At 74.6% G+C, this 22,272-nt stretch carries 19 protein-coding genes; 12 read left to right on the forward strand and 7 right to left on the reverse strand.

Annotated elements, in window-relative coordinates:
- The first annotated feature begins 371 nt into the window (after window positions 1-371).
- Both recQ and ACWPWW_RS07840 read left to right on the forward strand, forming a co-directional pair.
- On the forward strand, window positions 372-2,489 hold the full coding sequence (gene recQ / locus ACWPWW_RS07835; RefSeq protein WP_454049759.1) for a DNA helicase RecQ: 2,118 nt from the start codon (window positions 372-374) through the stop codon (window positions 2,487-2,489).
- Window positions 2,489-3,445: an AEC family transporter gene (locus ACWPWW_RS07840; protein WP_454049760.1), complete on the forward strand. Its 957-nt coding sequence runs from the start codon at window positions 2,489-2,491 to the stop codon at window positions 3,443-3,445. The genes recQ and ACWPWW_RS07840 overlap by 1 nt, the downstream gene beginning before the upstream one ends.
- Before the next feature lie 222 nt (window positions 3,446-3,667).
- On the opposite strand, the gene ACWPWW_RS07845 is transcribed toward ACWPWW_RS07840, so the two are convergent.
- Together ACWPWW_RS07845 and ACWPWW_RS07850 are read right to left on the reverse strand one after the other, a co-directional pair.
- Window positions 3,668-4,486 carry an alpha/beta hydrolase gene (locus ACWPWW_RS07845; protein WP_454049761.1) on the reverse strand — a complete coding sequence of 273 codons (819 nt, stop codon included), beginning with the start codon at window positions 4,484-4,486 and terminating at the stop codon, window positions 3,668-3,670.
- Window positions 4,483-5,523 carry an aldo/keto reductase gene (locus ACWPWW_RS07850; protein WP_454049762.1) on the reverse strand — a complete coding sequence of 347 codons (1,041 nt, stop codon included), beginning with the start codon at window positions 5,521-5,523 and terminating at the stop codon, window positions 4,483-4,485. Before ACWPWW_RS07850 ends, ACWPWW_RS07845 begins: the two co-directional genes overlap by 4 nt.
- A 126-nt stretch (window positions 5,524-5,649) precedes the next feature.
- On the opposite strand from ACWPWW_RS07850, the gene ACWPWW_RS07855 reads away from it, so the two are divergent.
- The 3 genes from ACWPWW_RS07855 (at window position 5,650) to ACWPWW_RS07865 (ending at window position 8,342) form a co-directional block, all read left to right on the forward strand.
- Window positions 5,650-6,111, forward strand: coding sequence for a tRNA (cytidine(34)-2'-O)-methyltransferase (locus tag ACWPWW_RS07855; protein WP_454049763.1), 462 nt, complete (start codon window positions 5,650-5,652; stop codon window positions 6,109-6,111).
- Between the two features lie 103 nt (window positions 6,112-6,214).
- Window positions 6,215-7,738: an APC family permease gene (locus ACWPWW_RS07860; protein WP_454049764.1), complete on the forward strand. Its 1,524-nt coding sequence runs from the start codon at window positions 6,215-6,217 to the stop codon at window positions 7,736-7,738.
- 16 nt (window positions 7,739-7,754) lie between these two features.
- Window positions 7,755-8,342 carry a YdeI/OmpD-associated family protein gene (locus ACWPWW_RS07865; protein WP_454049765.1) on the forward strand — a complete coding sequence of 196 codons (588 nt, stop codon included), beginning with the start codon at window positions 7,755-7,757 and terminating at the stop codon, window positions 8,340-8,342.
- 10 nt (window positions 8,343-8,352) lie between these two features.
- Here ACWPWW_RS07865 and ACWPWW_RS07870 read toward each other — a convergent pair whose 3' ends face one another.
- A complete protein-coding gene (locus ACWPWW_RS07870; protein WP_454049766.1) occupies window positions 8,353-9,006 on the reverse strand; it encodes a PadR family transcriptional regulator in 654 nt (217 codons plus the stop codon).
- A 171-nt stretch (window positions 9,007-9,177) separates the two neighbouring features.
- Between ACWPWW_RS07870 and ACWPWW_RS07875 the strand changes: the two genes are divergently transcribed.
- The 6 genes from ACWPWW_RS07875 (at window position 9,178) to ACWPWW_RS07900 (ending at window position 16,054) form a co-directional block, all read left to right on the forward strand.
- On the forward strand, window positions 9,178-10,173 hold the full coding sequence (locus ACWPWW_RS07875; RefSeq protein WP_454049767.1) for an ATP-binding cassette domain-containing protein: 996 nt from the start codon (window positions 9,178-9,180) through the stop codon (window positions 10,171-10,173).
- A complete protein-coding gene (locus tag ACWPWW_RS07880; RefSeq protein ID WP_454049768.1) occupies window positions 10,170-11,024 on the forward strand; it encodes an ABC transporter permease in 855 nt (284 codons plus the stop codon). The genes ACWPWW_RS07875 and ACWPWW_RS07880 overlap by 4 nt, the downstream gene beginning before the upstream one ends.
- A gap of 102 nt (window positions 11,025-11,126) precedes the next feature.
- Complete coding sequence (locus ACWPWW_RS07885; RefSeq protein ID WP_454050419.1) at window positions 11,127-12,929, forward strand: gamma-glutamyltransferase family protein; 1,803 nt, start codon at window positions 11,127-11,129, stop codon at window positions 12,927-12,929.
- Window positions 12,930-13,138: 209 nt separating this feature from the next.
- Window positions 13,139-13,642 (forward strand): MarR family winged helix-turn-helix transcriptional regulator, encoded by a 504-nt coding sequence (locus ACWPWW_RS07890; protein ID WP_454049769.1) that lies wholly within the window; start codon window positions 13,139-13,141, stop codon window positions 13,640-13,642.
- A 132-nt stretch (window positions 13,643-13,774) separates the two neighbouring features.
- Window positions 13,775-15,475: an MFS transporter gene (locus tag ACWPWW_RS07895; RefSeq protein WP_454049770.1), complete on the forward strand. Its 1,701-nt coding sequence runs from the start codon at window positions 13,775-13,777 to the stop codon at window positions 15,473-15,475.
- Window positions 15,476-15,565: 90 nt separating this feature from the next.
- Complete coding sequence (locus ACWPWW_RS07900) at window positions 15,566-16,054, forward strand: MarR family winged helix-turn-helix transcriptional regulator (RefSeq protein WP_454049771.1); 489 nt, start codon at window positions 15,566-15,568, stop codon at window positions 16,052-16,054.
- 4 nt (window positions 16,055-16,058) lie between these two features.
- Here the strand turns inward: ACWPWW_RS07900 and ACWPWW_RS07905 are convergent, their stop codons facing one another.
- The 4 genes from ACWPWW_RS07905 to ACWPWW_RS07920 all read right to left on the reverse strand — a co-directional run bounded on the left by ACWPWW_RS07905 (window position 16,059) and on the right by ACWPWW_RS07920 (window position 19,978).
- Entirely contained in the window at window positions 16,059-16,973 is a 915-nt protein-coding gene (locus tag ACWPWW_RS07905) for an NERD domain-containing protein (RefSeq protein WP_454049772.1), read from the reverse strand.
- 65 nt (window positions 16,974-17,038) lie between these two features.
- The gene (gene msrB, locus ACWPWW_RS07910) at window positions 17,039-17,455 is read right to left on the reverse strand and encodes a peptide-methionine (R)-S-oxide reductase MsrB (protein ID WP_454049773.1); all 417 of its coding nucleotides are present in this window, start codon (window positions 17,453-17,455) and stop codon (window positions 17,039-17,041) included.
- A gap of 165 nt (window positions 17,456-17,620) precedes the next feature.
- Window positions 17,621-19,234 carry a DEAD/DEAH box helicase gene (locus tag ACWPWW_RS07915; RefSeq protein WP_454049774.1) on the reverse strand — a complete coding sequence of 538 codons (1,614 nt, stop codon included), beginning with the start codon at window positions 19,232-19,234 and terminating at the stop codon, window positions 17,621-17,623.
- Window positions 19,235-19,312: 78 nt separating this feature from the next.
- The gene (locus ACWPWW_RS07920; RefSeq protein WP_454049775.1) at window positions 19,313-19,978 is read right to left on the reverse strand and encodes a PilZ domain-containing protein; all 666 of its coding nucleotides are present in this window, start codon (window positions 19,976-19,978) and stop codon (window positions 19,313-19,315) included.
- A 315-nt stretch (window positions 19,979-20,293) separates the two neighbouring features.
- Here ACWPWW_RS07920 and ACWPWW_RS07925 point away from each other — a divergent pair, with 315 nt between their 5' ends.
- Window positions 20,294-22,198, forward strand: coding sequence for a putative bifunctional diguanylate cyclase/phosphodiesterase (locus tag ACWPWW_RS07925; RefSeq protein ID WP_454049776.1), 1,905 nt, complete (start codon window positions 20,294-20,296; stop codon window positions 22,196-22,198).
- Window positions 22,199-22,272: the final 74 nt, after the last annotated feature.

Below are 22,272 nucleotides of genomic sequence, written 5' to 3' on the forward strand. Positions count from 1 at the left end.
GGCGGGGAGGCGGTGCGGGGACGTCACGAGCACGACGGCCGGTGACGGGGTGACAGGTGGGTGCGCCGCCGGGGGGCGGCGCCGGTGCTCCGTCGACGCCGCGACGTCCGGCTCGCGCGGGCCCGTCGCCCGGTGCCGGGCGGCTCAGGCCCGCGCGCGCAGCACGACGGGCGTCGACGGATGCCGACTGCTGGCGGTGTCGTCCATCGCGTCCACCTCCTCGACGTCGTGCCGGTCCGGGCCGGTCGGCCCGCCGGGAACCCTAGACCCGGCGGAGGCGCCTGCCAACCCCGCGTCCCGGCGTCGGACGAGGGGCCGTGCGCCTGTGGACGACGCCTGAGGGGTCGGTGGCCGCGGCTAGGGTGGACGGCGTGACGCAGGCATGGGACGACGAGTGGCCGCTGCCCGACGAGCCGCCGTACGACCCGGCCGAGGAGCCGCCGTACGAGCCCGGCCCGGGCGTCCCGCGAGCGGTGGACCGCCCCGGTGCCGCCGCGACGGGACCGGGGGTCGGTGACGCCCGCGACGCGGCGGCGCACGGCGACCCCGCCGCCGCCCGGCCCGTCGCCCACCCCGCGCACGACACCACCACCGGCCGCGCGCCCCTCGACGTGCTGCGCGAGGTCTGGGGCTACGACGCGTTCCGCGGCGAGCAGGCCGAGATCATCGACACGGTCGTCGCCGGCGGGGACGCCCTCGTCCTCATGCCGACCGGCGGCGGCAAGTCGCTCTGCTACCAGGTGCCCGCGCTGGTCCGCGAGGGCACCGGCGTGGTGGTGTCGCCCCTGATCGCGCTCATGCAGGACCAGGTCGACGCGCTGTCCGCGCTCGGCGTGCGGGCCGGCTTCCTCAACTCCACGCAGGACCTCGGCCAGCGCCGGGCCGTCGAGCGCGCGCTGCTCGACGGGGAGCTCGACCTGCTCTACCTGGCCCCCGAGCGGCTCCGCGTCCCCGAGACCCTGGCGCTGCTCGACCGCGCGCGCATCAGCCTGTTCGCGATCGACGAGGCGCACTGCGTGTCCCAGTGGGGCCACGACTTCCGTCCCGACTACCTCGGCCTCTCGGTCGTGCACGAGCGCTGGCCCGGCGTGCCGCGGATCGCCCTGACCGCGACCGCGACCGCCGCGACCCGCACGGAGATCGCCGATCGGCTCGAGCTCACCGGCGCCCGGCAGTTCGTCGCCTCGTTCGACCGGCCCAACATCCAGTACCGGATCGCCCCGAAGGCCAGTCCCCGCCAGCAGCTGCTCGACCTGGTCCGCGCCGAGCACGCCGGCGACTCGGGCATCGTCTACTGCCTGTCCCGGAACTCCGTCGAGCAGACGGCCGAGTTCCTGTCCGCCCAGGGCGTGCCCGCGCTCCCGTACCACGCGGGGCTCGACCGCCAGGTGCGTGCGCGCAACCAGTCCCGGTTCCTCCGCGAGGAGGGGCTCGTCATGGTGGCCACCATCGCGTTCGGCATGGGCATCGACAAGCCCGACGTCCGGTTCGTGGCGCACCTCGACCTGCCGAAGTCCGTGGAGGGCTACTACCAGGAGACCGGCCGCGCCGGTCGTGACGGGCAGCCGTCGACCGCGTGGCTCGCGTACGGCCTCCAGGACGTCGTGCAGCAGCGCCGGATGATCGACACCTCCGAGGGCGACGCCACCCACAAGCGGCGGCTGTCCCAGCACCTCGACGCGATGCTCGCCCTCTGCGAGACCGTGACCTGCCGGCGCGTGCAGCTGCTCGCCTACTTCGGGCAGGAGGCGGAGCCCTGCGGCAACTGCGACACCTGCCTCGACCCGCCGCAGACCTGGGACGGGACCGTCGCCGCGCAGAAGCTGCTGTCGACGGTGGTCCGCCTGGAGCGCGAGCGGAACCAGCACTACGGCGCCGGGCACCTCGTCGACATCCTGCTCGGCAAGCGGACGTCGCGGATCGAGCAGCTCGGGCACACCGAGCTGTCGACGTTCGGGCTCGGCTCCGACCTGACGGACGCCCAGTGGCGCGGGGTGGTCCGGCAGGTGCTGGCGCAGGGTCTGCTCGGGGTCGACGCCGACGGGTACGGCACGCTGCGGCTGACCGAGGAGAGCGCCGCGGTCCTCCGGGGCGACCGGCCCGTACCGCTGCGCCAGGAGACCCGCGCGCCCGGCCGCAGCCGCTCCTCCGGCTCCGGCTCGACCCGCCGCGGTTCCAGCGCCGCGGCGGCCGCGACGACCGAGCTCGGCGACGACGCGGCCGCGCTGTTCCAGCGGCTGCGCGCGTGGCGCGCGACGACCGCGAAGGAGCAGGGCGTGCCCGCCTACGTCGTGTTCCACGACGCGACCCTGCGCGACATCGCCACCGCCCGGCCCACCGACCTCGACGCCCTGTCGCAGGTCAGCGGCATCGGCGCGGCCAAGCTCGAGCGCTACGGACCCGGCGTCGTCGCGACCGTCGAGGGCCGGCCGGTGCCGGCGCCCGACGACGCCGCGGCCGACGCGGTGGCGGGCGGCACCGACGCCTGATGCTCGCCGTCCTGTCCGCGCTCGGCACGATCGCCGTCGTCGTCGGTGCGGGCTGGTTCGTCGGGCGCACCGGCGTCCTCGGCGACGGCGCGCAGCGCGTGCTCGCCGCGACCGCCTTCACCGTCGCGACACCCGCGCTGCTCATCGACACCCTGGGCCGCGCCGACCTCGGCCTGCTCGTCTCCCGCTCCGCCCTGGTCACGGTCGCCACCACGACCGTCGTCGCCCTGGTCGCCGCCGCGGTGCTCGGCCTGGTGCGGCGGCGCCCCGCCGGCGACGTGGTGGTCGGCGTCCTCGCGTCGTCCTACGTCAACGCCGGGAACATCGGCATCCCGCTGACCGCGTACCTGCTCGGCAGCATCGTCAGCGTCGTGCCGCCGACGCTCTACCAGCAGCTGGTGCTCGGGCCGATCGCGATGATCGTGCTCGACGCCCGGCGGCGCGCGCAGGACACCTCCGTCGCCGACCCGCTCGCACCCAGCCGGTTCCGCACGCTGCGCACGGTGCTGCGCCGCACCCTGCGCAACCCGGTGATCATCGGCACGCTGACCGGGCTCGTGCTCGCAGCCCTGCCGTGGACGCTGCCCGAGGTCGTCTTCCAGCCGCTCGAGCTGCTGGGCGCGGCCGCTCCCCCGCTGGCCCTGCTGACGTTCGGCATGTCGCTCGCGGTCCCGCGGGTCCGGGCCGAGCAGGCACCGCGCGGCGACGTCGCCCTCGTCGCCGTGCTCCGCGCCGTCGTGCACCCGGCGCTCGCCATCGGGCTCGGCACCCTGCTCGGGCTGGAGGGCGACGCGCTGCTCGCCGTCGCCGTGGTCTCGGCGCTGCCGACCGCGCAGAACGTGCTGGTCTACGCCATCCAGTACCGGCAGGGCACGGCGCTCGCCCGGGACGCGGGCCTCGTCACCACGGTGCTGGCGGTCCCGGCGCTGCTCGTCGTCGCCGCCGTCCTCGGCTGACCCCCGCGACCTGGGACGCGCACCCTCCCCGGCCCGCGCGCGGCTGGCATCCGGTCCCCGCACGTCGGCCCCTGCGCGTCAGCCCCTGCGCGTCGAGATCGGTGGTTCCCGTCGAGATCGGGCCCTGGAACCACCGATCTCGCCGGAAGGCACCGATCTCGGCGCTGGCGGGGCGGGACACCAGGCCGCTGAGGTGCGGGCGCGCCGCGCCGGGGCGCGGGGTCAGCGGCGGGCGTCGGCGGCGGCCACCGCGGCGTCGAGCGCGGCCAGGTACGCCGCCGGCGCCTCACGTCGGATGTTGTGCCCGACGCCGGGCACCGGGACGTGCGTCAGCAGGTCTCCGAGCAGCTCCCCCGCCCGGGTCGCCTGCCGGGGGCTGACGACGCCGTGTCCCGGCTCGGCGGTGAGCAGCGTGACCGGCACCTGGACCTCCGCGAGCGCCTCGACCCAGTCGCGGCCGGCCCAGTCGTGCGGCACGTCGGCCAGGCGCGGGTCGAGCCGGCTCTTCGCGTCGGCCCAGCCGCGGATCTCGTCGTCGGACCAACCGGGGTTCTCGACGCGGCCGCGCGCGGCGATCTCGTCCACCGTGCGTCCCGCGACGGCGGCGATCGCGGGGCCGAGCCAGGCAGGTCGGCCGCCGGGCGGGTCGTCGCCCTCGGCCGGTTCCGCCGCCACGCCCACGAGCGACGCGTCGTCGGCGGCGAGCCGTCCGGAGTCGCGCCAGGCGGGGTCCTCGAGCACGAGCCCGGCGACGAGCTCGGGCGCCGTGAGCGCGAGCTCCTCGGCGGTGACGCCGCCCATCGAGTGCCCGACGAGCAGCGCCGGCCCGAGGTCGAGCGCCCGCAGCGCCTCGGCGGCGTCGGCCGCGAGCGCCGCGATCGTGAACGGCTGCTCGGGCAGCGGGGTGCCACCGTGTCCCCGGGCGTCGAGCGCCACGACCGGCCGGGTGCCGGCGTACCGGGGCAGGAGCGTCGGCCAGCAGGACGAGGAGTCGGTGAGGCCGTGCAGCAGGACGACCGGCACGCCCGCGCCCGTCGTCACCGGCGCGCGGTCCCGTCGACGGCGTGCGGCTCGATCGCGGCGATCTCGTCCTCCGTGAGCGGCGCGGAGGTCAGCGCGGCCACGTTGTCCTCGAGCTGGGCGACGGACGAGGCGCCGATGATCGCCGAGGTGACCCGCTGGTCCCGGAGCACCCAGGTCAGCGCGAGCTGCGCGAGCGTCTGGCCGCGGCTCTCCGCGATCGCGTTCAGCGCCCGGGCGCGGCTCAGGTAGGTGTCGTCGATCGTGTCCGCGGACAGGAAGTGGCTGGTCGCGGCGCGCGAGCCGGCGGGCACCTCGCCGGAGAGGTACCGGCCGGTCAGCAGCCCCTGCTGCAGCGGGGAGAAGACGATCATGCCGACGCCCAGGTCGCCCACGGCGTCCAGCAGCGACTCGGACTCGCCCTCGGCCACCTGCTCGACGTGCCGGTTGAACATCGAGTACGAGGGCTGGTGGATCAGCAGCGGGGTGCCCAGCTCGGCCAGGATGCGCGCGGCCTCGCGGGTGCGGGACGGCGAGTAGTTCGAGACGCCCGCGTACAGCGCCTTGCCGCTGGTGACGGCGGTGTGCAGCGCGCCCATGGTCTCCTCGAGCGGCACGGACGGGTCCGGCCGGTGCGAGTAGAAGACGTCGACGTAGTCGAGGCCGAGGCGGGTCAGGGACTGGTCGAGCGAGGACAGCAGGTACTTGCGCGAGCCGCCGTCGCCGTACGGCCCGGGCCACATGTCGTACCCGGCCTTGGACGAGATCACGAGCTCGTCGCGGTACGGCCTGAGGTCCTGCGCGAGGTGCCGGCCGAAGTTCGCCTCGGCGGAGCCGTAGGGCGGGCCGTAGTTGTTCGCGAGGTCGAAGTGCGTGATCCCGAGGTCGAACGCGCGGCGGATGACGGCGCGCTGCGTCTCCATCGGCGTGGTGTCGCCGAAGTTGTGCCACAGGCCCAGCGAGAGCGCGGGCAGGTCCAGGCCGCTGCGGCCGGTCCTGCGGTAGGGCATGGCCTCGTACCGGTCGGCTGCGGCGCGGTACTCGGGGCTCGTCGGCATCGTCGTCCTCTCGCGGGTGGCGGGCCCCCTCGGACCCACCGCAGAGGTTATCCCCCGCCGCCGACGTCGGCGCAGGTGGCGAGGCCGCGGGCGGAGACGACGCGCGTGCGGTGAGAGGATCGCCGGGTGCTGCACGTCGTCTTCTTCGAGCCCCGCATCCCAGGCAACACCGGCAACGCGATCCGCCTGGCGGCCGCCACGGGGGCGACGCTGCACCTCGTGGAGCCGCTCGGCTTCGTGATGGACGAGCCGCGCCTCAAGCGGGCGGGCCTGGACTACCACGACCTCGCGCACGTCGTCGTGCACCCGGACCTGGACACCGCGATGGCGGCGCTCCCGGGCCGGGTGTTCGCGTTCACCACGCACACGGAGCAGCGGTTCACCGAGGTCGCCTACCAGGACGGGGACGCGCTGCTGTTCGGGCCGGAGCCGACCGGGCTGCCGCCCGAGGCGCTCGACCACCCGGGCGTCACGGCGCGGCTGCGCATCCCGATGCTGCCGGGCCGTCGCTCGCTCAACCTCACCAACGCGGCCTCCACCGCTGTCTACGAGGCGTGGCGGCAGCTAGGCTTCCCGGGCGGGATCTGACAGCTCGTCGGGTCGGGTCCCACATGCCGGAACCCGACGTGCAGCGTGGCGCGTCCTTCGGCATTGTCGCGCGGGTCTCACCGTCGACCGAGGGAGCTCCCCGGTGCCCATCACCCAGCGCAGCGTGCTGCGTCGCAAGTCCGTCGAGCACGCGCTCGCGACCACCGACGACCCGGACCGGTCGCTCAGACGCGACCTGACCGCGTGGGACCTCGCGGTCCTGGGCGTGGCGGTCGCGGTCGGAGCGGGGATCTTCTCGGTCGGCGCGACCGCCGCCGCGAACTACGCCGGGCCGGGCGTGATCATCTCGTTCCTGATCGCGTCCGTCGTGTGCGCGCTGGCGATCATGTGCTACGCCGAGTTCGCCTCGACGCTGCCCGTCGCCGGGTCCGCGTACACGTTCTCGTACGCCACGGCCGGTGAGCTCGTCGCGTGGATCATCGGGTGGGACCTGATCCTCGAGATGCTGCTGGCGGCGGCCGTGATCGCCAAGTTCTGGGGCGTGTACCTGGCCGACGCGTTCTCGCTGTTCGGCATCGACATCCCCACCACGCTGGAGCTCGGCCCGGTCGACCTCGAGTGGGGCCCGGTGCTCGTGGTCGCGGTCTTCACGACGCTCCTGGCCGTCGGCACGAAGCTCAGCACGCGCATCAACAGCGTCTTCACGATCATCAAGGTCGGCATCACGCTGTTCGTCATCGTCGCCGGGTTCTTCTACGTGCGCGCCGAGAACTACACGCCGTTCATCCCGCCGTCGCAGCCGGCGGAGTCGACGTCGGGCCTGCACCAGCCGCTGTTCTCGTTCCTGTCCGGGTTCGACCCCTCGACGTACGGCGTGATGGGCATCCTGTCCGGCGCGGCCCTGGTGTTCTTCGCGTTCATCGGCTTCGACGTCGTCGCGACCACCGCGGAGGAGACCAAGAACCCGCAGCGCGCCGTGCCGCGCGGCATCCTCGGCGGCCTGGCCATCGTCACCGTGCTCTACATCCTGGTCACGGTCGTCGTCACCGGCATGGTGTCCTACACCGACCTGGCCGCCGCCGAGTCGCCGTCCCTGACCACGGCGTTCGTCCTGGTCGGTGCCGACTGGGCCGGCAAGGTCATCTCGATCGGCATCCTCGTCGGTCTGACCTCCGTGATCATGGTGCTGCTGCTGGGCCTGACCCGCATCGTGTTCGCGATGAGCCGCGACGGCCTGCTGCCCCGTGGCATCTCCCGCACCTCGCACAGGTACAAGACCCCGATCCGCCTGCAGGTCGGCACCGGCATCGTCGTCGCCCTGATCGCCGGGCTGTCGCAGGTCGAGCTGCTCGAGGAGATGATCAACATCGGCACGCTGTCGGCGTTCGTGCTGGTCAGCTTCGGCATCCCGATCCTGCGCCGCACCCGCCCCGACCTCGAGCGCGGGTTCAAGGTGCCGTGGTCGCCCGCGCTGCCGATCTTCTCCGGCGTCGCGTGCCTCTGGCTGATGTCGAACCTGACGACGCTGACCTGGCTGCGGTTCGCGGCCTGGCTCGCCGTCGGCCTGATCATCTACGCGGTCTACTCCTACCGGCACTCCCGGGTCGGCCGCGGCGAGACCCCCGACCCCGCCGAGGACCTGCCGGCCCCCGCCGGCGGGCACTGACCGACGGCGCACGCGGGTGGGCACCGGCGGGCCGCTGACGGACCGGCCACGGTTCCACGCCGAGTCGGTACCCGAGTGGCGGGCCTGGCTCGCCGCGCACCACGCCACGTCCACCGGGATCTGGCTGGTCCGGTGGAAGCCGGGCTCGGGCCGGCCCACGTTCGGCTACGAGGAGATGATGCTCGAGGCCCTGGCCGTCGGGTGGATCGACGGCCAGGCCTGGGCGCCCGACCCGGGCACGACGATGCAGTGGTTCACCCCGCGACGCCCGCGCAGCGGCTGGTCCGGGCCGAACAAGGAGCGGGTCGCACGGCTGGAGGCCGCCGGGCTGATGCAGCCCGCCGGTGCCGCGGCCGTCGCCGCCGCCCGCGCCGACGGGTCGTGGACGCTGCTCGACGACGTCGAGGCGCTGGTCGTCCCGGAGGACCTGGCGGCGGCGCTCGACGCCCTGCCCGGCGCCCGCGCGCACTGGGACTCCTCCAGCCGCAGCGCCCGGACGGCGGTGCTGCGACGCCTGGTCGACGCGCGGCGCGACGCGACCCGGGCGGCGCGGGTGGCCGAGGCGGCGCGGCAGGCGGCGGAGGGCGCGCGGGACCCGCGGTGACGTCGGGCCCTCAGGCGCGCGGCGGCTCGGGGTCCGGGCGGGACGGGGCCGCCGCGAGGTCCGCCGCCACCCGCGCGCGCAGCTCCGCGACGATGCGGGCCTCGGCGTCGTAGTACGCGAGCCCCCAGTCGGCCACCATCGCGGGGTACCGGACCTCGTCCCGGTCCCCGAGCAGGTCCCGCACCCCGGCGAGGTCCCCCCGCCGGTCCGCGAGCGCCGCCAGGTAGTCGTCGAGCATCGCGCCGACCGTCGCGGGGTCGGTGAGGTGGCCCATCAGCAGACGCAGCGCGACCGGGTGCTTGAGCACCGGGAAGTCGGCCGGCGTCGCGGTGAGCCACTCGCGCAGCACGCGGTCCCCCGCGTCCGTGATCGCGTACCGGGTGGTGCGCCGGCCGGGCGGCCCCGCGAGGTCGGGCAGCGCCGCGACCAGACCGGCGGTCACGAGCCGGTTCACCTCGGAGTACACCTGGCTCATCGCCGGCGCGACCCAGTAGTACCGCAGCGTCCGGTCGGCCCGCTGCTTCAGCTCGTACGCCGTCACCGCCGTGTCGGTGCGTCCTGCGAACATCAGCAGACCGAGCAGCGCGTACCCCGTCGGGCTCAGCGCGTGCGACGGTTCCGGGAGGTCCCCGGATCCGTCGGACGAACCCGTTGCCGTCGCCATGTCCGTCAACCTACGCTGAGACGCGTTGTTCCTACTAGGAATAGCGGCTCGCCCCTCGTCGGGCGACCTGGTCCTCGTGCCACCGCCGGCCGAGCAGCGCACCATCGCCACCGCTCCACCTCGCCCCACCCGGTGCCGTGCGGCGCCGGTCCCCGACGAGAGGCAGGCACCATGACGACCGCGATCGAGACCGAGGGCCTGGTCAAGCTGTTCAAGGACACCCGGGCCGTGGACGGCATCGACCTCCAGGTCGCCGCCGGCGGCGTCCACGGCTTCCTCGGGCCGAACGGGGCCGGGAAGACCACCACGATCCGGATGCTCGCCACGCTGCTGCGCCCCGACGCCGGCTCGGCGCGCGTGCTCGGCCGGGACGTCGTCCGCGACGCCGGCGAGGTCCGCAGCCGCGTCGCCCTGACCGGGCAGTTCGCGTCCGTCGACGAGGACCTCACCGGGCTGGAGAACCTGGTGCTGGTCGCCCGGCTCTACGGGTTCTCGCGGCCGGGTGCGCGCGCCCGGGCCGGCGAGCTGCTCGACGCGTTCGGGCTGGCCGACGCCGCGGACCGGCAGGTGAAGAAGTACTCGGGCGGCATGCGCCGGCGCATCGACATCGCCGCGAGCATCGTCGTGACGCCCGAGCTGATCTTCCTGGACGAGCCGACGACCGGGCTCGACCCGCGCAGCCGCAACCAGGTGTGGGACATCGTGCGCGCGATGGTGTCCGCGGGGACGACGGTGCTGCTGACCACGCAGTACCTCGACGAGGCGGACCAGCTGGCCGACCGGATCTCCGTGATCGACGCGGGCAAGGTGATCGCCGAGGGCACGCCCGGCCAGCTGAAGTCGTCCGTCGGCGCCAGCGCCCTGCACGTGCGGCTGCTCGACCCCGACGACCGGCCGCGGGCGCGCGCGGTGCTGGAGCGCGCGCTGGGGACCGCCGTGGTCGAGGACCCGGACCCCGCCGCCCTGACCGCCAGCGTCGACTCCTCGGCCCCGGCCATGCGCGGGATCGCGGCGCTCGAGGCCACGGACGTGCCGGTCGCGCAGTTCTCGCTCGGGCAGCCGTCGCTGGACGAGGTGTTCCTCGCACTGACCGGTCACCCGGCCGAGACCACCGGCACCGACGACGACGCGGACGCCCGCGACGCGACCTCGAGGGGGGCGGCATGAGCATCGACGAGACCCGGACCGCGACCACCACCGTCGGCACCGACGCCGTCGCGGCCGACGCCGTCCGCGGGGTCCTGGCGTCCGGCGCCCGCCCGGCACGACCGGCGGGGTGGACCACCTCGCTGACCTTCGGCTGGCGGGCCCTGCTGAAGATCAAGCACGTCCCGGAGCAGCTCTTCGACGTCACGGTCTTCCCCGTGATGATCACGCTGCTGTTCACCTACCTGTTCGGCGGGGCGATCGCGGGCAGCGTGGACGACTACATCCAGTTCCTGCTGCCGGGCATCCTGGTCCAGGGCGTCGTGATGATCACCATGTACACCGGCGTCACGCTCAACACGGACATCCAGAAGGGCGTGTTCGACCGGTTCCGCTCGCTGCCGATCTGGCGGCCGTCCGCGCTGGTCGGGATGCTGCTCGGTGACGCCGTGCGCTTCACCATCGCGTCGGTGGTGATCCTCACGCTCGGCCTGGTGATCGGGTTCCGGCCGGCCGGCGGCCCGCAGGGCGTCGTCGCCGGGGTCGCGCTGCTGCTGCTGTTCGCCTTCTCGTTCGGCTGGATCTGGACGTTCTTCGCGCTCGTGCTGCGGACGCCGAACGCCGTGATGGGCGCGAGCATGCTGGTGATCACGCCGCTGACGTTCGGCTCGAACATCTTCGTGGACCCGGCCACGATGCCGGACTGGTTGCAGGCTTTCGTCGAGGTCAACCCGGTGTCCGACCTGGTGACGGCGGTCCGCGGGCTGATGGGTGACGTCCCGGCCGGTGCCGAGGTGCTGACCGTGGTGGCGTGGAGCGTGGGCCTGGTCGCCGTGTTCGGGCCGCTGACCATGCGGCGGTACGCGCGCTGAGGCTCCCCCGGCGGCGACGTACGGTGGGCGACGCCCCCGCAGCGCCGCCCCGAGGAGTCGCCCGTGTTCACCACCCGTCCTGAGCTGCTCGGCACGCACGGCATGGTCGCGTCGACGCACTGGCTGGCCAGCGCCGTCGGGCAGTCCGTCCTGGAGGCCGGCGGCAACGCGTTCGACGCCGCTGCCGCGGCCGGGTTCACGCTGCAGGTGGTCGAGCCGCACCTGAACGGGCCGGGCGGCGACGCCCCGATCATCGGGCACCGGGCCGCGGACGGGCACACGTTCGTCCTGGCCGGACAGGGGACGGCACCCGCCGCCGCGACCATCGCGGCGTACACCGACCAGGGCCTGGACGTCGTGCCCGGCACCGGGCACCTGGCCGCCGTCGTCCCGGGCGCCTTCGGGGCGTGGCTCGACCTGCTCGCGCGGTACGGCACCCTGCCGCTGGCCGACGTCCTGGGCCCGGCCATCGGGTACGCGCGGGACGGCTACCCCCTGCTGCCGTCCGCGGTGCGCACCATCGCCACCGTGGAGCGCCTGTTCGCGGAGCACTGGCCCACCTCCGCGGAGGTCTACCTGCCGGGCGGCCGCGTCCCGGGGGCCGGCGCCCGGTTCCGGAACCCCGCGCTGGCCGGCACGTACGCCCGCGTGCTCGCCGAGGCCGCGGCCGCCGGCACGGACCGGCTGGCGCAGATCGAGGCAGCCCGGCGCGCGTTCTACGAGGGCTTCGTCGCCGAGGCGATGACCGACTACGTCCGCACGCCGGTGCTCGACTCGTCCGGGGAGGCGCACGCCGGGCTGCTGACGGCCGACGACCTCGCCGCCTGGCGCGTCGCCGAGGAGCCCACCGTCGCCGTCGACTTCGCGGGCGTGCAGGTGCACAAGACCGGTGCGTGGGGGCAGGGGCCGGTGCTGCTGCAGCAGCTGCGGCTGCTCGAGGCGCTCGGCGTCGCCGACGCGGACCTCGGCTCGGCGGACCTCGTGCACACGGCGCTCGAGGTCACGAACCTCGCGTTCGCGGACCGCGAGGCCTGGTACGGCGACCCGGCCGACGGCGACGTGCCCCTGGACGCGCTGCTGTCCGACGCGTACACCGCCGAGCGCGCGCGGCTGGTCGGGCCGACCGCCGCCGACGGCGTGCGCCCCGGCTCCCCCGCCGGCCGCGCCCCGCGGCTCGCGCGGGTGTTCGGCGAGCCCGCGCCCGGCGGCGCGCCCGTGTGGCCCGGCCGCTACGAGGACGACCTCCCCGCCGGCGCGCGGGCGGCGGGGACGGGCGAGCCGACCCGGGGGCCCGCGATCGACGTCCGGCCGACCGGCGAGACCCGCGGCGACACGTGCCACGTCGACGTCGTCGACCGCTGGGGCAACCTGGTGTCCGCGACGCCGTCGGGCGGCTGGCTGCAGAGCTCCCCGGTCGTCCCCGGCCTCGGGTTCGGGCTGCCGACCCGCGCGCAGATGTTCTGGCTCGAGCCCGGGCTGCCGTCCTCGCTCGCGCCCGGGCGCCGGCCGCGGACCACGCTGAGCCCCGGCCTGGTGCTGCGGGACGGCGGCGGGTTCGCGTTCGGCACGCCCGGCGGGGACCAGCAGGACCAGTGGACGATCCCGTTCCTGCTGCACCACCTGATCGGCGGGCTCGACCTGCAGGCCGCCATCGACGCCCCGGGCTGGCACTCCACGCACGTGCCGTCGTCGTTCCACCCGCGCACCAGCACCCGGCACGGTGCCGAGGTCGAGTCCCGGCTCGGCGCGGACGTCCTGGCCGAGCTCGCCCGGCGCGGGCACGCGGTGCACGACGCCGGGCCGTGGGCGCTCGGCCGGGTCAGCGCGGCGGGCGTCCGCCCCGACGGCCTCCTCCACGCGGCCGCCAACCCCCGCGGCATGCAGGGCTACGCCGCCGGCCGCTGACGCCCCGGCCAGGCTGCCCGACTGCCCGCCGGGTGGAGAGCTCTGCCCGACACGCCCCGGCGTGTCCGGCAGAGTCCTCCACCCGGCGCCCCGCGGGGCCCGGCAGCGCGCGGCGATCCCCGTGATCGTCGTCACGTCCAGCACGGAACAAGTTGCCCCACGCAACCGTTGTGATAGTTTGCCTGCTGCAACCAACGAAAGAGGACCCCGTGCCGAGCACCCCCGCGTACCGCGCGCTGATCGATGCGATCGCGCGTCTGCAGCGCGTGCAGCGCGAGGTCGCCACCGAGATGGCGCGCGACCTCGACTGCCCGCGCGCCGCCCTGAGCCTGCTCTGGCTGCTGGACAAGAAGGGCGAGATGGGCACCGGCGACGTGGCGCAGCACCTGCACGTCGACATCTCCGTCGCCAGCCGCCAGATCACGGCGCTGGTCGACTCCGGGTACGCCGAGCGCAGCACGCCCGACGCCCCGGGCACCGACCGCCGGGTCCGCACGGTCCGGCTCACCGAGCGCGGCAACGCGTTCACCGCGGAGACCAAGCAGGCGCTCGACCAGCGGGCCGCCGCCATGTTCGGTGGCTGGGGGGTCGACGAGCTGGTCGCCGCCGCCGCGCAGATCGAGCGCGTGGCCGACACGGTCGCCGGGTTCGACGCGACACCGACCCCCGACGAGCGGACGCTGGAACCCGAGCTCGCCGCCACGACCACCTGACGGGCCCTGCCGGCCCCCGCACCCGCGAGGCCCGGCCCACGCACCCGCGTCCGACCCGGACGCACCGCACCACCTTCACGTCCGCCGACGGCGCCGGGCACCCGCACCACCGGTCGAAAGCAGAGAACACCCATGAGCAGCACCACCCGGGCCGAGAGCCCGAACCCGACGGCGAGCACCGCCGCCGCAGGCCCCGCGCCTGCGATGAACCACCGGCAGGTGATGGAGGCCCTCTCCGGCATCCTGCTCGGCATGTTCGTGTCCATCCTGGCCACGAGCGTCGTGTCGAGCTCCCTGCCCAAGATCGTCAGCGACCTGAACGGGTCGCAGTCGTCCTACACCTGGGTCGTCACCGCGACCCTGCTGACGACGACCATCACCACGCCGATCTGGGGCAAGCTGGCCGACCTGCTCGACCGCAAGCTGCTCATCCAGCTCGCGCTGGTCATCTCCGTGCTGTCCTCCGCGGCCGCCGGCTTCTCGCAGAGCGTCGGCTTCCTCATCGGGATGCGCGCGCTCCAGGGCATCGGCGCCGGCGGTCTCACCGCCCTGGCCACGGTCCTGCTCGCTGACATCCTCAGCCCGCGCGAGCGCGGCAAGTACATGGGCCTCATGGGCGGCATCATGGGCATCGGCATGGTCGGTGGCCCGCTGCTCGGCGGCGTCATCACCGACAGCCTGAGCTGGCACTGGAACTTCTTCGTCGGCCTGCCGTTCGCGGTCGCCGCGATCATCGTGCTGCAGCGCACGCTGCACCTGCCCAAGCGCGCCCGCAAGGTCGTCACGATCGACTACTGGGGCGCCGCGCTGATCTCGGTCGGGATCGCCACCCTGCTGCTCTGGGTCACCTTCGCCGGCAACAACTTCGACTGGATCTCCTGGCAGACCGCCGTCATGGTGATCGGCGCCCTGGTCGTCCTGGCCGTCGCGGTGGTCGTCGAGACCAAGGTCGCCGACCCGATCATCCCGATGCACCTGTTCAAGAACCGCACCGTCGTGATGTCGGTCGTCGCGTCCGTCGCGGTCGGCGTGGGCATGTTCGGCACGTCGGTCTTCCTCAGCCAGTACATGCAGGTGGCCCGCGGCAAGACGCCGACGGAGTCCGGTCTGCTCACCATCCCGATGATCCTCGGCCTGTTCATCTCCTCGACGATCAGCGGCCGCCTCATCACCAAGTACGGCCGCTACAAGGGCTTCATGATCGCCGGCGCGATCGCGCTGACGGCGGGCCTGGCGCTGATGGGCACCATCCGGTTCGACACGAGCTTCGTGCTGGTCAGCCTGTACATGTTCGTCATGGGCGCGGGCGTGGGCATGCTCATGCAGAACCTCGTGCTGTCCGTGCAGAACATCCTGGACGTCTCCGAGGTCGGCTCCGGCACGGCGACCATCGCGTTCTTCCGCACCCTCGGCGGCGCGATCGGCGTCTCGGCGCTCGGCGCGGTGCTGGGCAACCGGATCACGTCCTACCTCATGGACGGCCTGGTCGCGGCGGGCATCGACCCGGCCGCGCTGGGCGGCGGCACCACCTCGGTGCCGGACGTGTCGACGCTCCCCGAGCCGATCAAGGGCATCGTGGAGTCGTCCTACGGCCACGGCATCGCCGACCTGTTCCTCATCGCGGCGCCGCTCGGCATCATCGCCCTGATCGCCGTGCTGTTCCTCAAGGAGGTGCCGCTCGGCCAGCGGTCCGGCGTCGAGCAGCTGCTCGACCAGGACCAGACCGACGACACGGTCGTGGCGGAGGCCGGCACCCCCGGCGCGCAGCAGGCGATCGGCCAGCAGGCCGAGTCCGAGCGGTCCGAGCGCACCGAGGCCGGGCACCGCGCCTGACCCCGCCCCGCACCACCCGCACGACACGCGAGAGGCGCCCGACGGTCACGGACCGCCGGGCGCCTCTGCCGTCGGTGGACAATGGACGCCGTGAGCACAGCGGACACCCCGAACGACCCCGTCGCCCGCGTCGAGTCCGAGCTGGGTCTCCTGCTCCGGCGTGCGCGCGCCTCGGCCGAGCGCCTGGCCCGCCTCGTGCACCCCGACCTGGAGCCGTCGGCGTACCCGCTGCTGGTGCGCATCGAGCGGGAGCCCGACGTGCGGGCCAGCGAGCTGGCGGAGCACATCGGCGTCGGACGCGGCACGATGTCGCGCCAGCTGGGCCGGCTGGAGCAGCTCCGCCTGATCGAGCGCCGCCCGGACCCCGAGGACTCCCGCGGGCAGCTGATCCGGGTGACGGACGAGGGCGCGCGCCGCGTCGACGCCGCCCGGCAGGCCCGTCGCGGCTACCTGGGGACCGCGCTCGGCGCGTGGTCGGACGACGAGCAGGCCCTGCTGGCGGACCAGCTGCACCGGCTCAACGACGCCCTCGCGGCGGCGAGCACGCAGGCGCGCGCCCTGGAGAGCCCGGCCGGCTAACCGGCTAGGCCCAGGTCAGGGCCCAGGTGCTCCGGCGGCGGGCGATCGCGGCGACGGCGTCCACGCGGCCCGGCGTCCAGCGCGCGGGCATCGCGGTGAACACGTCGGGCACCGACTCGTCGGCGAGGACGAGCGCGTCGTAGGGCGCCGGCTCGCGCACGACGACGGTGCCGGGCACGACGAGCACGCCGCGGACCGACACGGGGGTCCCGACGGCGGCCCGCAGCAGCGAGCCGGCGCGCGCGGCGGTGAGGCGGACGTCGCGCAGGTCGACGACGCCCTGCCCGTCCGCGGACAGGTGCCGCCCGTCCAGCACGTAGCGCTCGGGGCCGGCGAGGCCCGCGGGCCGCTCGGCGACGGCGAACGCCCCGGGCGGGCCGACCAGCAGGTGGGCGACGACGGTGCCCTGGCGGCCGACGGGGACGTCGTGAAGCACGTGCCAGCCCGCGAGGATCAGGCGGTCCAGCCGGTCGCACAGGGTCTCGTGGGCGCCCCGGGGCTCGGCGTCCTCGCGGGGGCTGACCAGGTCGTCGGCGCGGTGCCTGCCGCGCGGCGCGGGTGCCTCGGCGGGCTCGGGCGCCGGGGCGACCGCGGGGGCGGCCTCGTCCGGGTCGCGCCGGGCACGCCGGCCACGGGGGCGGGCGGGGTCGTCCGCGGGGCCGACGGCCGGCCCCTCGGCGGGCAGCACGGCCGAGGCCGGCAGCACGAGCTCGGGCAGGTCGGCCCGCAGGTAGGCCTGCGCGGCGCCGCGCACCGCCTCCTCGAGGCCGCTGCCCTCGAGGGCGGCAGCGTCGGCCTCCAGGGCCACCTCGCCGGTGGCCAGGTCGACGCTGCCGAGGGGGGCTCCGGTGTCGGCCGTGACGTAGAGCCGGTCGGCGCCGTAACGGCGCCACCGGCGGACGATCAGAGCCTGCTCCACGTCCGGGTTATCGGCACGCCGGGCCCGTCCCTGAAGCATCCGCGCTCCCCTCCCCCACATGGGGGTCAGCCTACGGCGGGGGCGAAGCTCAGCGAGACCGAGTTCATGCAGAACCTGTCACCCGTCGGGGTCTGCGGCGCGTCGTCGAAGACGTGCCCCAGGTGCGAGCCGCAGCGGGCGCAGCGCACCTCGGTGCGGACCATGCCCAGGGTGCGGTCCTCGATCAGCTCGACCTTGTCGCCGGCCAGGGGCGAGAAGAAGCTCGGCCACCCGCAGTGGGAGTCGAACTTGGTCTCGGAGCGGAACAGCTCGTTGCCGCAGGCGCGACAGCTGTAGACGCCCTCGCGCTGCTCGTCGAGCAGCTCACCGGTCCAGGGACGCTCGGTCCCGGCCAGCCGCAGCACCTGGAACTCGGCCGGGTTCAGCTCGACCTTCCACTGCTCCTCGTCCTTGCTGACCTCGTAGGTCCTCTGCTCCGTCATCGCGGCACTCCTCTCACGCGGGGCGCCCCGGCCGGTCGGCCGCGGCACACTCCCGCGACACCGAGAACGCAGGCGGGGGGCGCCGTGTTCCTCACCCCCGACCATGCCGCCGGAGCCGGGGCGGCGCGACCTCGCGCCGCCGCGGCTCCGGGAGCGGGCAGGGTCCTACTGGCCCGCGCGTGCCCCGGCCGAGCGACCACGGCCACCGCGGTGCCGGCGCCGGCCGTCGGCGCCACCGGCCGCGCCGGCGCCGCCCGAGCGGGCACCGCCGCCGCTGCGCTGGCCGCCGGTCGACGCGCCGCCCGCGGCGGAGCCGCCGCCGGACGGGGCGTCGCCGCCGGAGCTCCACCGGACCATCGAGCCGCCCAGCGCGGGCACGCCCTGGCCACGGCCGCGACCGCCGCCGGAGCCCGAGCGCCCGCGCCCGCCGCCCTCGGCGGGACGGCCGCCCTGCTCGGCACGGCCACCGGCCGACCCGGCGCCACCGCGGCGGCGAGCGCCACCGCCGGCACCCGCGCCGCCGCGCGCCGCGCCCGCGGACCCGGTGCCACGGGAGCCGGCCGGGCGCTGCCGCGACGGGCTCTGCACGGCGGGGGCCGCGGACGGTGCGACGCGGGCGGCGACCTCGCCGACCAGGGCCGCGACGACCGGCGACCCGGCCGCGACGCGCTGCGGCGTGACGGTGATCTTGGCCTTGCGGGTCAGGTCGCGGACGTCGCCGGCCTGCTCGGGCAGCTGCACGGTGACGACGTCGCCGCCGGAGCCCGCGCGGGCCGTGCGGCCGGAGCGGTGCAGGTACGCCTTGTGCTCGGCCGGCGGGTCGACGTGCACGACGAGCTCGATGTCGTCGACGTGGATGCCGCGCGCCGCGATGTCGGTGGCGACGAGCACCCGGACCTCGCCGGACGTGAACAGCGCGAGGTTGCGCTCACGCGCGCCCTGGCCGAGGTTGCCCTGCAGGTCGACGGCGGGGATGCCGTCCTGCGTCAGCTGCTTGGCGAGCTTCTTGGCCTGGTGCTTGGTGCGGGTGAACAGCACGCGGCGCCCGGCGCCGGAGGCGAGCTCGGTGACGACGGCCTTCTTGACGTCCGCGTCGGGGACGACGAGCACGTGGTGCGTCATCGTGGAGACGGCGGCGGCGTCGGGGTCGACCGAGTGCGTCGTCGGCTTGTCGAGGTAGCGCTTGACCAGGGTGTCGACGCCGTTGTCCAGCGTGGCGGAGAACAGCAGGCGCTGGCCGCCGCGCGGCGTCTTGTCGAGCAGGCGCTTCACGACCGGCAGGAAGCCGAGGTCGGCCATGTGGTCGGCCTCATCGAGCACGGTGATCTCGACGGAGTCGAGCGAGCACAGGCCCTGCTTGATGAGGTCCTCGAGGCGGCCCGGGCAGGCGACGAGGACGTCGATGCCGCCGTTGAGCGCGCTGACCTGGCGGCTCTGCGCGACGCCGCCGAACACGGTGGTCGACGTCAGGCCGGCGACGGTCGCCAGCGGCTCGACGGTCGCGTGGATCTGGGTGGCGAGCTCACGCGTCGGCGCGAGGATCAGGGCGCGCGGGCGGGCCTTGGCGCGCTGCGCCTTGGAGTCCGACAGGCGGGCGACGACCGGCAGCGCGAACGCCACGGTCTTGCCGGAGCCGGTGCGGCCGCGGCCGAGCACGTCGCGGCCGGCGAGGGTGTCGGGCAGCGTGGCGGCCTGGATCGGGAAGGGGTCGGTGATCCCCCGCTGGGCGAGGGACTTCGCGAGCGAGGACGGCACACCGAGATCGGTGAAGCTGGGCATGGCTGAGGCGCCTTTCCGGCGTTGGGTCGTGGTCCTGCCGTCGTTGCGCGAGGGCGGCGACCGGCGCCGGCGGCTCAGTCAGGCGAGCTTCTGCTGGCGGCGCAGGGCGCCCTGCGTGCGCAGGACGTAGGAGAACAGCTCGTCCGTCTCCCGCGGGGAGGTCTCGACGAACTGGCAGCCGTAGTGCGTCCCACTCCGTGATGGCTGGGCGCGGACGACGACCGCCTGCAGCCAGAACGCAGCCGACAGCTCGGGGAAGACGAACCTCACCGTGCTGCCGGGGGGCAGCTCGGTCTGACTCATCATACGCATCCCGTGCGCGGAGACGTCGAGCACCGTGAACTTGAACGGGAACTCGTCGCCCTCGACGGTCGCCTCGGCGGGCTCGTCGGCGGGCTCGTCACCCGCGCCGTCCTCGTCCTCGACCGGCTCGGCGCGCCGCGCGAAGCCCTCGCACTCGACGGTGACCGCCACCCGCGCGACGGCCCGCTTCTGCAGCGTGGACAGCAGCTCGACGCCGGTGAACGCCACGGTGTCGGCGGTGATCCGGGCGACGTCCCCCAGGTACACGCACTCCCCGCGGGCGTCGTCGAGGACACGCAGCGTGTACGTCTCCCCCTCCGCGACGCCGCGCACGATGCCCTCGGTGCCCGCCCAGAGCACCCCGTCCTCGAACGTGCGGACGTAGCCGCTCAGGACGGTGTGCCCGTCGTGCTCGACGGAGCAGAGGGCGAGCTCGTGCATGGGGGTCCATCCTGGAGAGGGGCAGGCCGGGGGCGGGTGGAGGTTATCCCGCAGACCGACGCCCCGACGTGAGCCGAACGGGTACGCGCACCGTGTCGGGCGACTTCTCACCCGGCCCGCTGACCAGCCAGTTGAAATCAGACGAAACGCCGCAACGCGGATCTTCTCGCCATATCGGTCATCACGCCCCTACTCTCTGCCCAGGCCGTCCGGACCGCGGCGGCCGGACCTGCGAGCACTCGAGGCCCCGAGCTGCCGACCGCACGCCGCCGCTGGCCGCTGACGCGCTACTTCGCCGTCGTCAGTGTCGTCGCCATGCTCGCGCTCGGCGTCACCCTCGTGCTCGTGACGTCCAACGTCATGCAGGACCAGGCCCGCCGCGACGGCATCACCCTCGCGCGCAGCATCGAGTCGTACGCCACGGCGAGCGTCCCCGACGAGGCGTTCACCGTCGGCGTGCTCGGCCCGCAGGAGGCGGACGGCGTCACGGACCAGGTCGACGGGTTCCGCGAGCTGCGGCGCCTGCGCCTGTGGACGGTCGACGGCACGCTGCTGTACGACTCCCTCGCCGACAGCACCGGCTTCCCCGACGGCGACCGGCTCGACGCCGCGACCCGGCAGCGCGAGCCCGTGGCGCAGGTCGTGACCGAGGTGCGCGGCGCGGACTTCGGCGGCACCGAGACCACGCTGCTGGACGTGTACGTGCCCGTCCAGCACGGCGGGGTCGTCGTCGGCGCGGCCGAGGTCATGCTCGACTACCAGGGCACCTCCGACGCCGTGGCCTCGGCGACCCGCACGGTCACCCTCGTGGTCGTCGGCGGCCTGATCCTGCTGTGGCTGCTGCTGTTCCGCACCGTGTGGAACGCCTCGCGCCGGCTGCAGACGTCCGCCCTGGAGAACGCCCGGCTGGCCCTGCTCGACTCCCTCACCGGCCTGCCGAACCGCCGCATGCTCGCCGACCGGCTCGAGCGCGCGATCGACGGCCACCAGCAGACCGGCACCACCGTCGCTCTGGCGCTGCTCGACATCGACCGGTTCAAGGACATCAACGACTCCCTCGGCCACGACCGCGGCGACGAGCTGCTGCAGCAGGTCGCCGAGCGGCTGCGCGGATCGCTGCGCGAGGACGACGTGGTCGCGCGGCTCGGCGGCGACGAGTTCGCCATCCTGCTGCCCGACGTCGTGTCCGTCGCCGACGCCGACGCGGCCGCCCGCCGGGTGCGCGCGCTGTTCGTCCCGCCGTTCCCGCTCGGCGACCTCGCGCTGCACGTCGACACCTCGATCGGCGTGGCGTGCCTGCCGGACCACGCCGACGACGCGTCGTCGCTGATGCGGATGGCCGACGTCGCCATGTACACCGCCAAGACGCACCGGCTCGGCGTCGCGGTGTACTCCCCGGAGGAGGACGACTCCTCCCCCGCGCGGCTGGTGCTGCTCGGCGACCTGCACCGCGCGCTGGGCGTGGACGACGAGCTGCGGCTGCACTACCAGCCCAAGATCGACCTGCGCACCGGCCGCACCGTGGGCCTCGAGGCGCTCATGCGCTGGCAGCACCCCACGCGCGGGATGCTGCCGCCGGACCTGTTCATCCCGCTCGCGGAACAGTCCGGCCTCATCCACGACCTCACGCGGTACGCGCTGCGCGAGTGCATCGCCCAGCTCGCCGCCTGGAACGCCGACGGCGAGCCGGTGCCGGTCGCGGTGAACCTCTCCGCGCACGACGTCACCTCGCACGCCGTCGCCGAGGTCATCGAGGAGCTGCTGGCCCAGCACGGCGTGCCGCCCGAGCTGCTCGAGGTGGAGATCACCGAGACCGCCCTGGTCAGCGACCCCTCGCGCGTGGTGCCCGTGCTGCAGCGGCTCGGCGACGCCGGGGTGCGGGTGTCGATCGACGACTTCGGCATCGGCAACACGTCGATCTCCCAGCTGCGGGACCTGCCCGTGCACGGCCTGAAGATCGACCGGCTGTTCGTCGCGGACATGGCCGGCACGGGCCGCGAGGGCTCCGAGGTCATCGTCAAGGCGATGGTCGACCTCGCGCACTCGTTCGGCCTGCAGGTGGTCGCGGAGGGCGTCGAGGACGCCGCCACCGCCGAGGCGCTGCGCCGGCTGACCGTCGACCAGGCGCAGGGCTACCTGTACTCGCCGGCCGTCGCGGCGAGCCGGCTGCGCGCCGAGGACCTGCCCCGTGACCGGGCGTCGCGACACGCCGTCACGTGATTCACTCCAGAAACGGGCAGATCACCTCAAGGTGCGCGACCATCTGACCGATAGCCACCCGTACGACCACTTTT

This window comes from Cellulomonas sp. Marseille-Q8402, assembly GCF_965119525.1.

What these genes read in the sequence shown, in the direction of transcription:
- ACWPWW_RS07840 (WP_454049760.1), top strand. Translation starts at nt 2,489, where the DNA reads ATGCTCGCCGTCCTGTCCGCGCTCGGCACGATCGCCGTCGTCGTCGGT.
- ACWPWW_RS07850 (WP_454049762.1), bottom strand. Translation starts at nt 5,523, where the DNA reads ATGCCGACGAGCCCCGAGTACCGCGCCGCAGCCGACCGGTACGAGGCC.
- ACWPWW_RS07870 (WP_454049766.1), bottom strand. Translation starts at nt 9,006, where the DNA reads ATGGCGACGGCAACGGGTTCGTCCGACGGATCCGGGGACCTCCCGGAA.
- ACWPWW_RS07875 (WP_454049767.1), top strand. Translation starts at nt 9,178, where the DNA reads ATGACGACCGCGATCGAGACCGAGGGCCTGGTCAAGCTGTTCAAGGAC.
- ACWPWW_RS07880 (WP_454049768.1), top strand. Translation starts at nt 10,170, where the DNA reads ATGAGCATCGACGAGACCCGGACCGCGACCACCACCGTCGGCACCGAC.
- ACWPWW_RS07885 (WP_454050419.1), top strand. Translation starts at nt 11,127, where the DNA reads ATGGTCGCGTCGACGCACTGGCTGGCCAGCGCCGTCGGGCAGTCCGTC.
- ACWPWW_RS07895 (WP_454049770.1), top strand. Translation starts at nt 13,775, where the DNA reads ATGAGCAGCACCACCCGGGCCGAGAGCCCGAACCCGACGGCGAGCACC.
- msrB (WP_454049773.1), bottom strand. Translation starts at nt 17,455, where the DNA reads ATGACGGAGCAGAGGACCTACGAGGTCAGCAAGGACGAGGAGCAGTGG.
- ACWPWW_RS07915 (WP_454049774.1), bottom strand. Translation starts at nt 19,234, where the DNA reads ATGCCCAGCTTCACCGATCTCGGTGTGCCGTCCTCGCTCGCGAAGTCC.
- ACWPWW_RS07920 (WP_454049775.1), bottom strand. Translation starts at nt 19,978, where the DNA reads ATGCACGAGCTCGCCCTCTGCTCCGTCGAGCACGACGGGCACACCGTC.
- ACWPWW_RS07925 (WP_454049776.1), top strand. Translation starts at nt 20,294, where the DNA reads ATGCTCGCGCTCGGCGTCACCCTCGTGCTCGTGACGTCCAACGTCATG.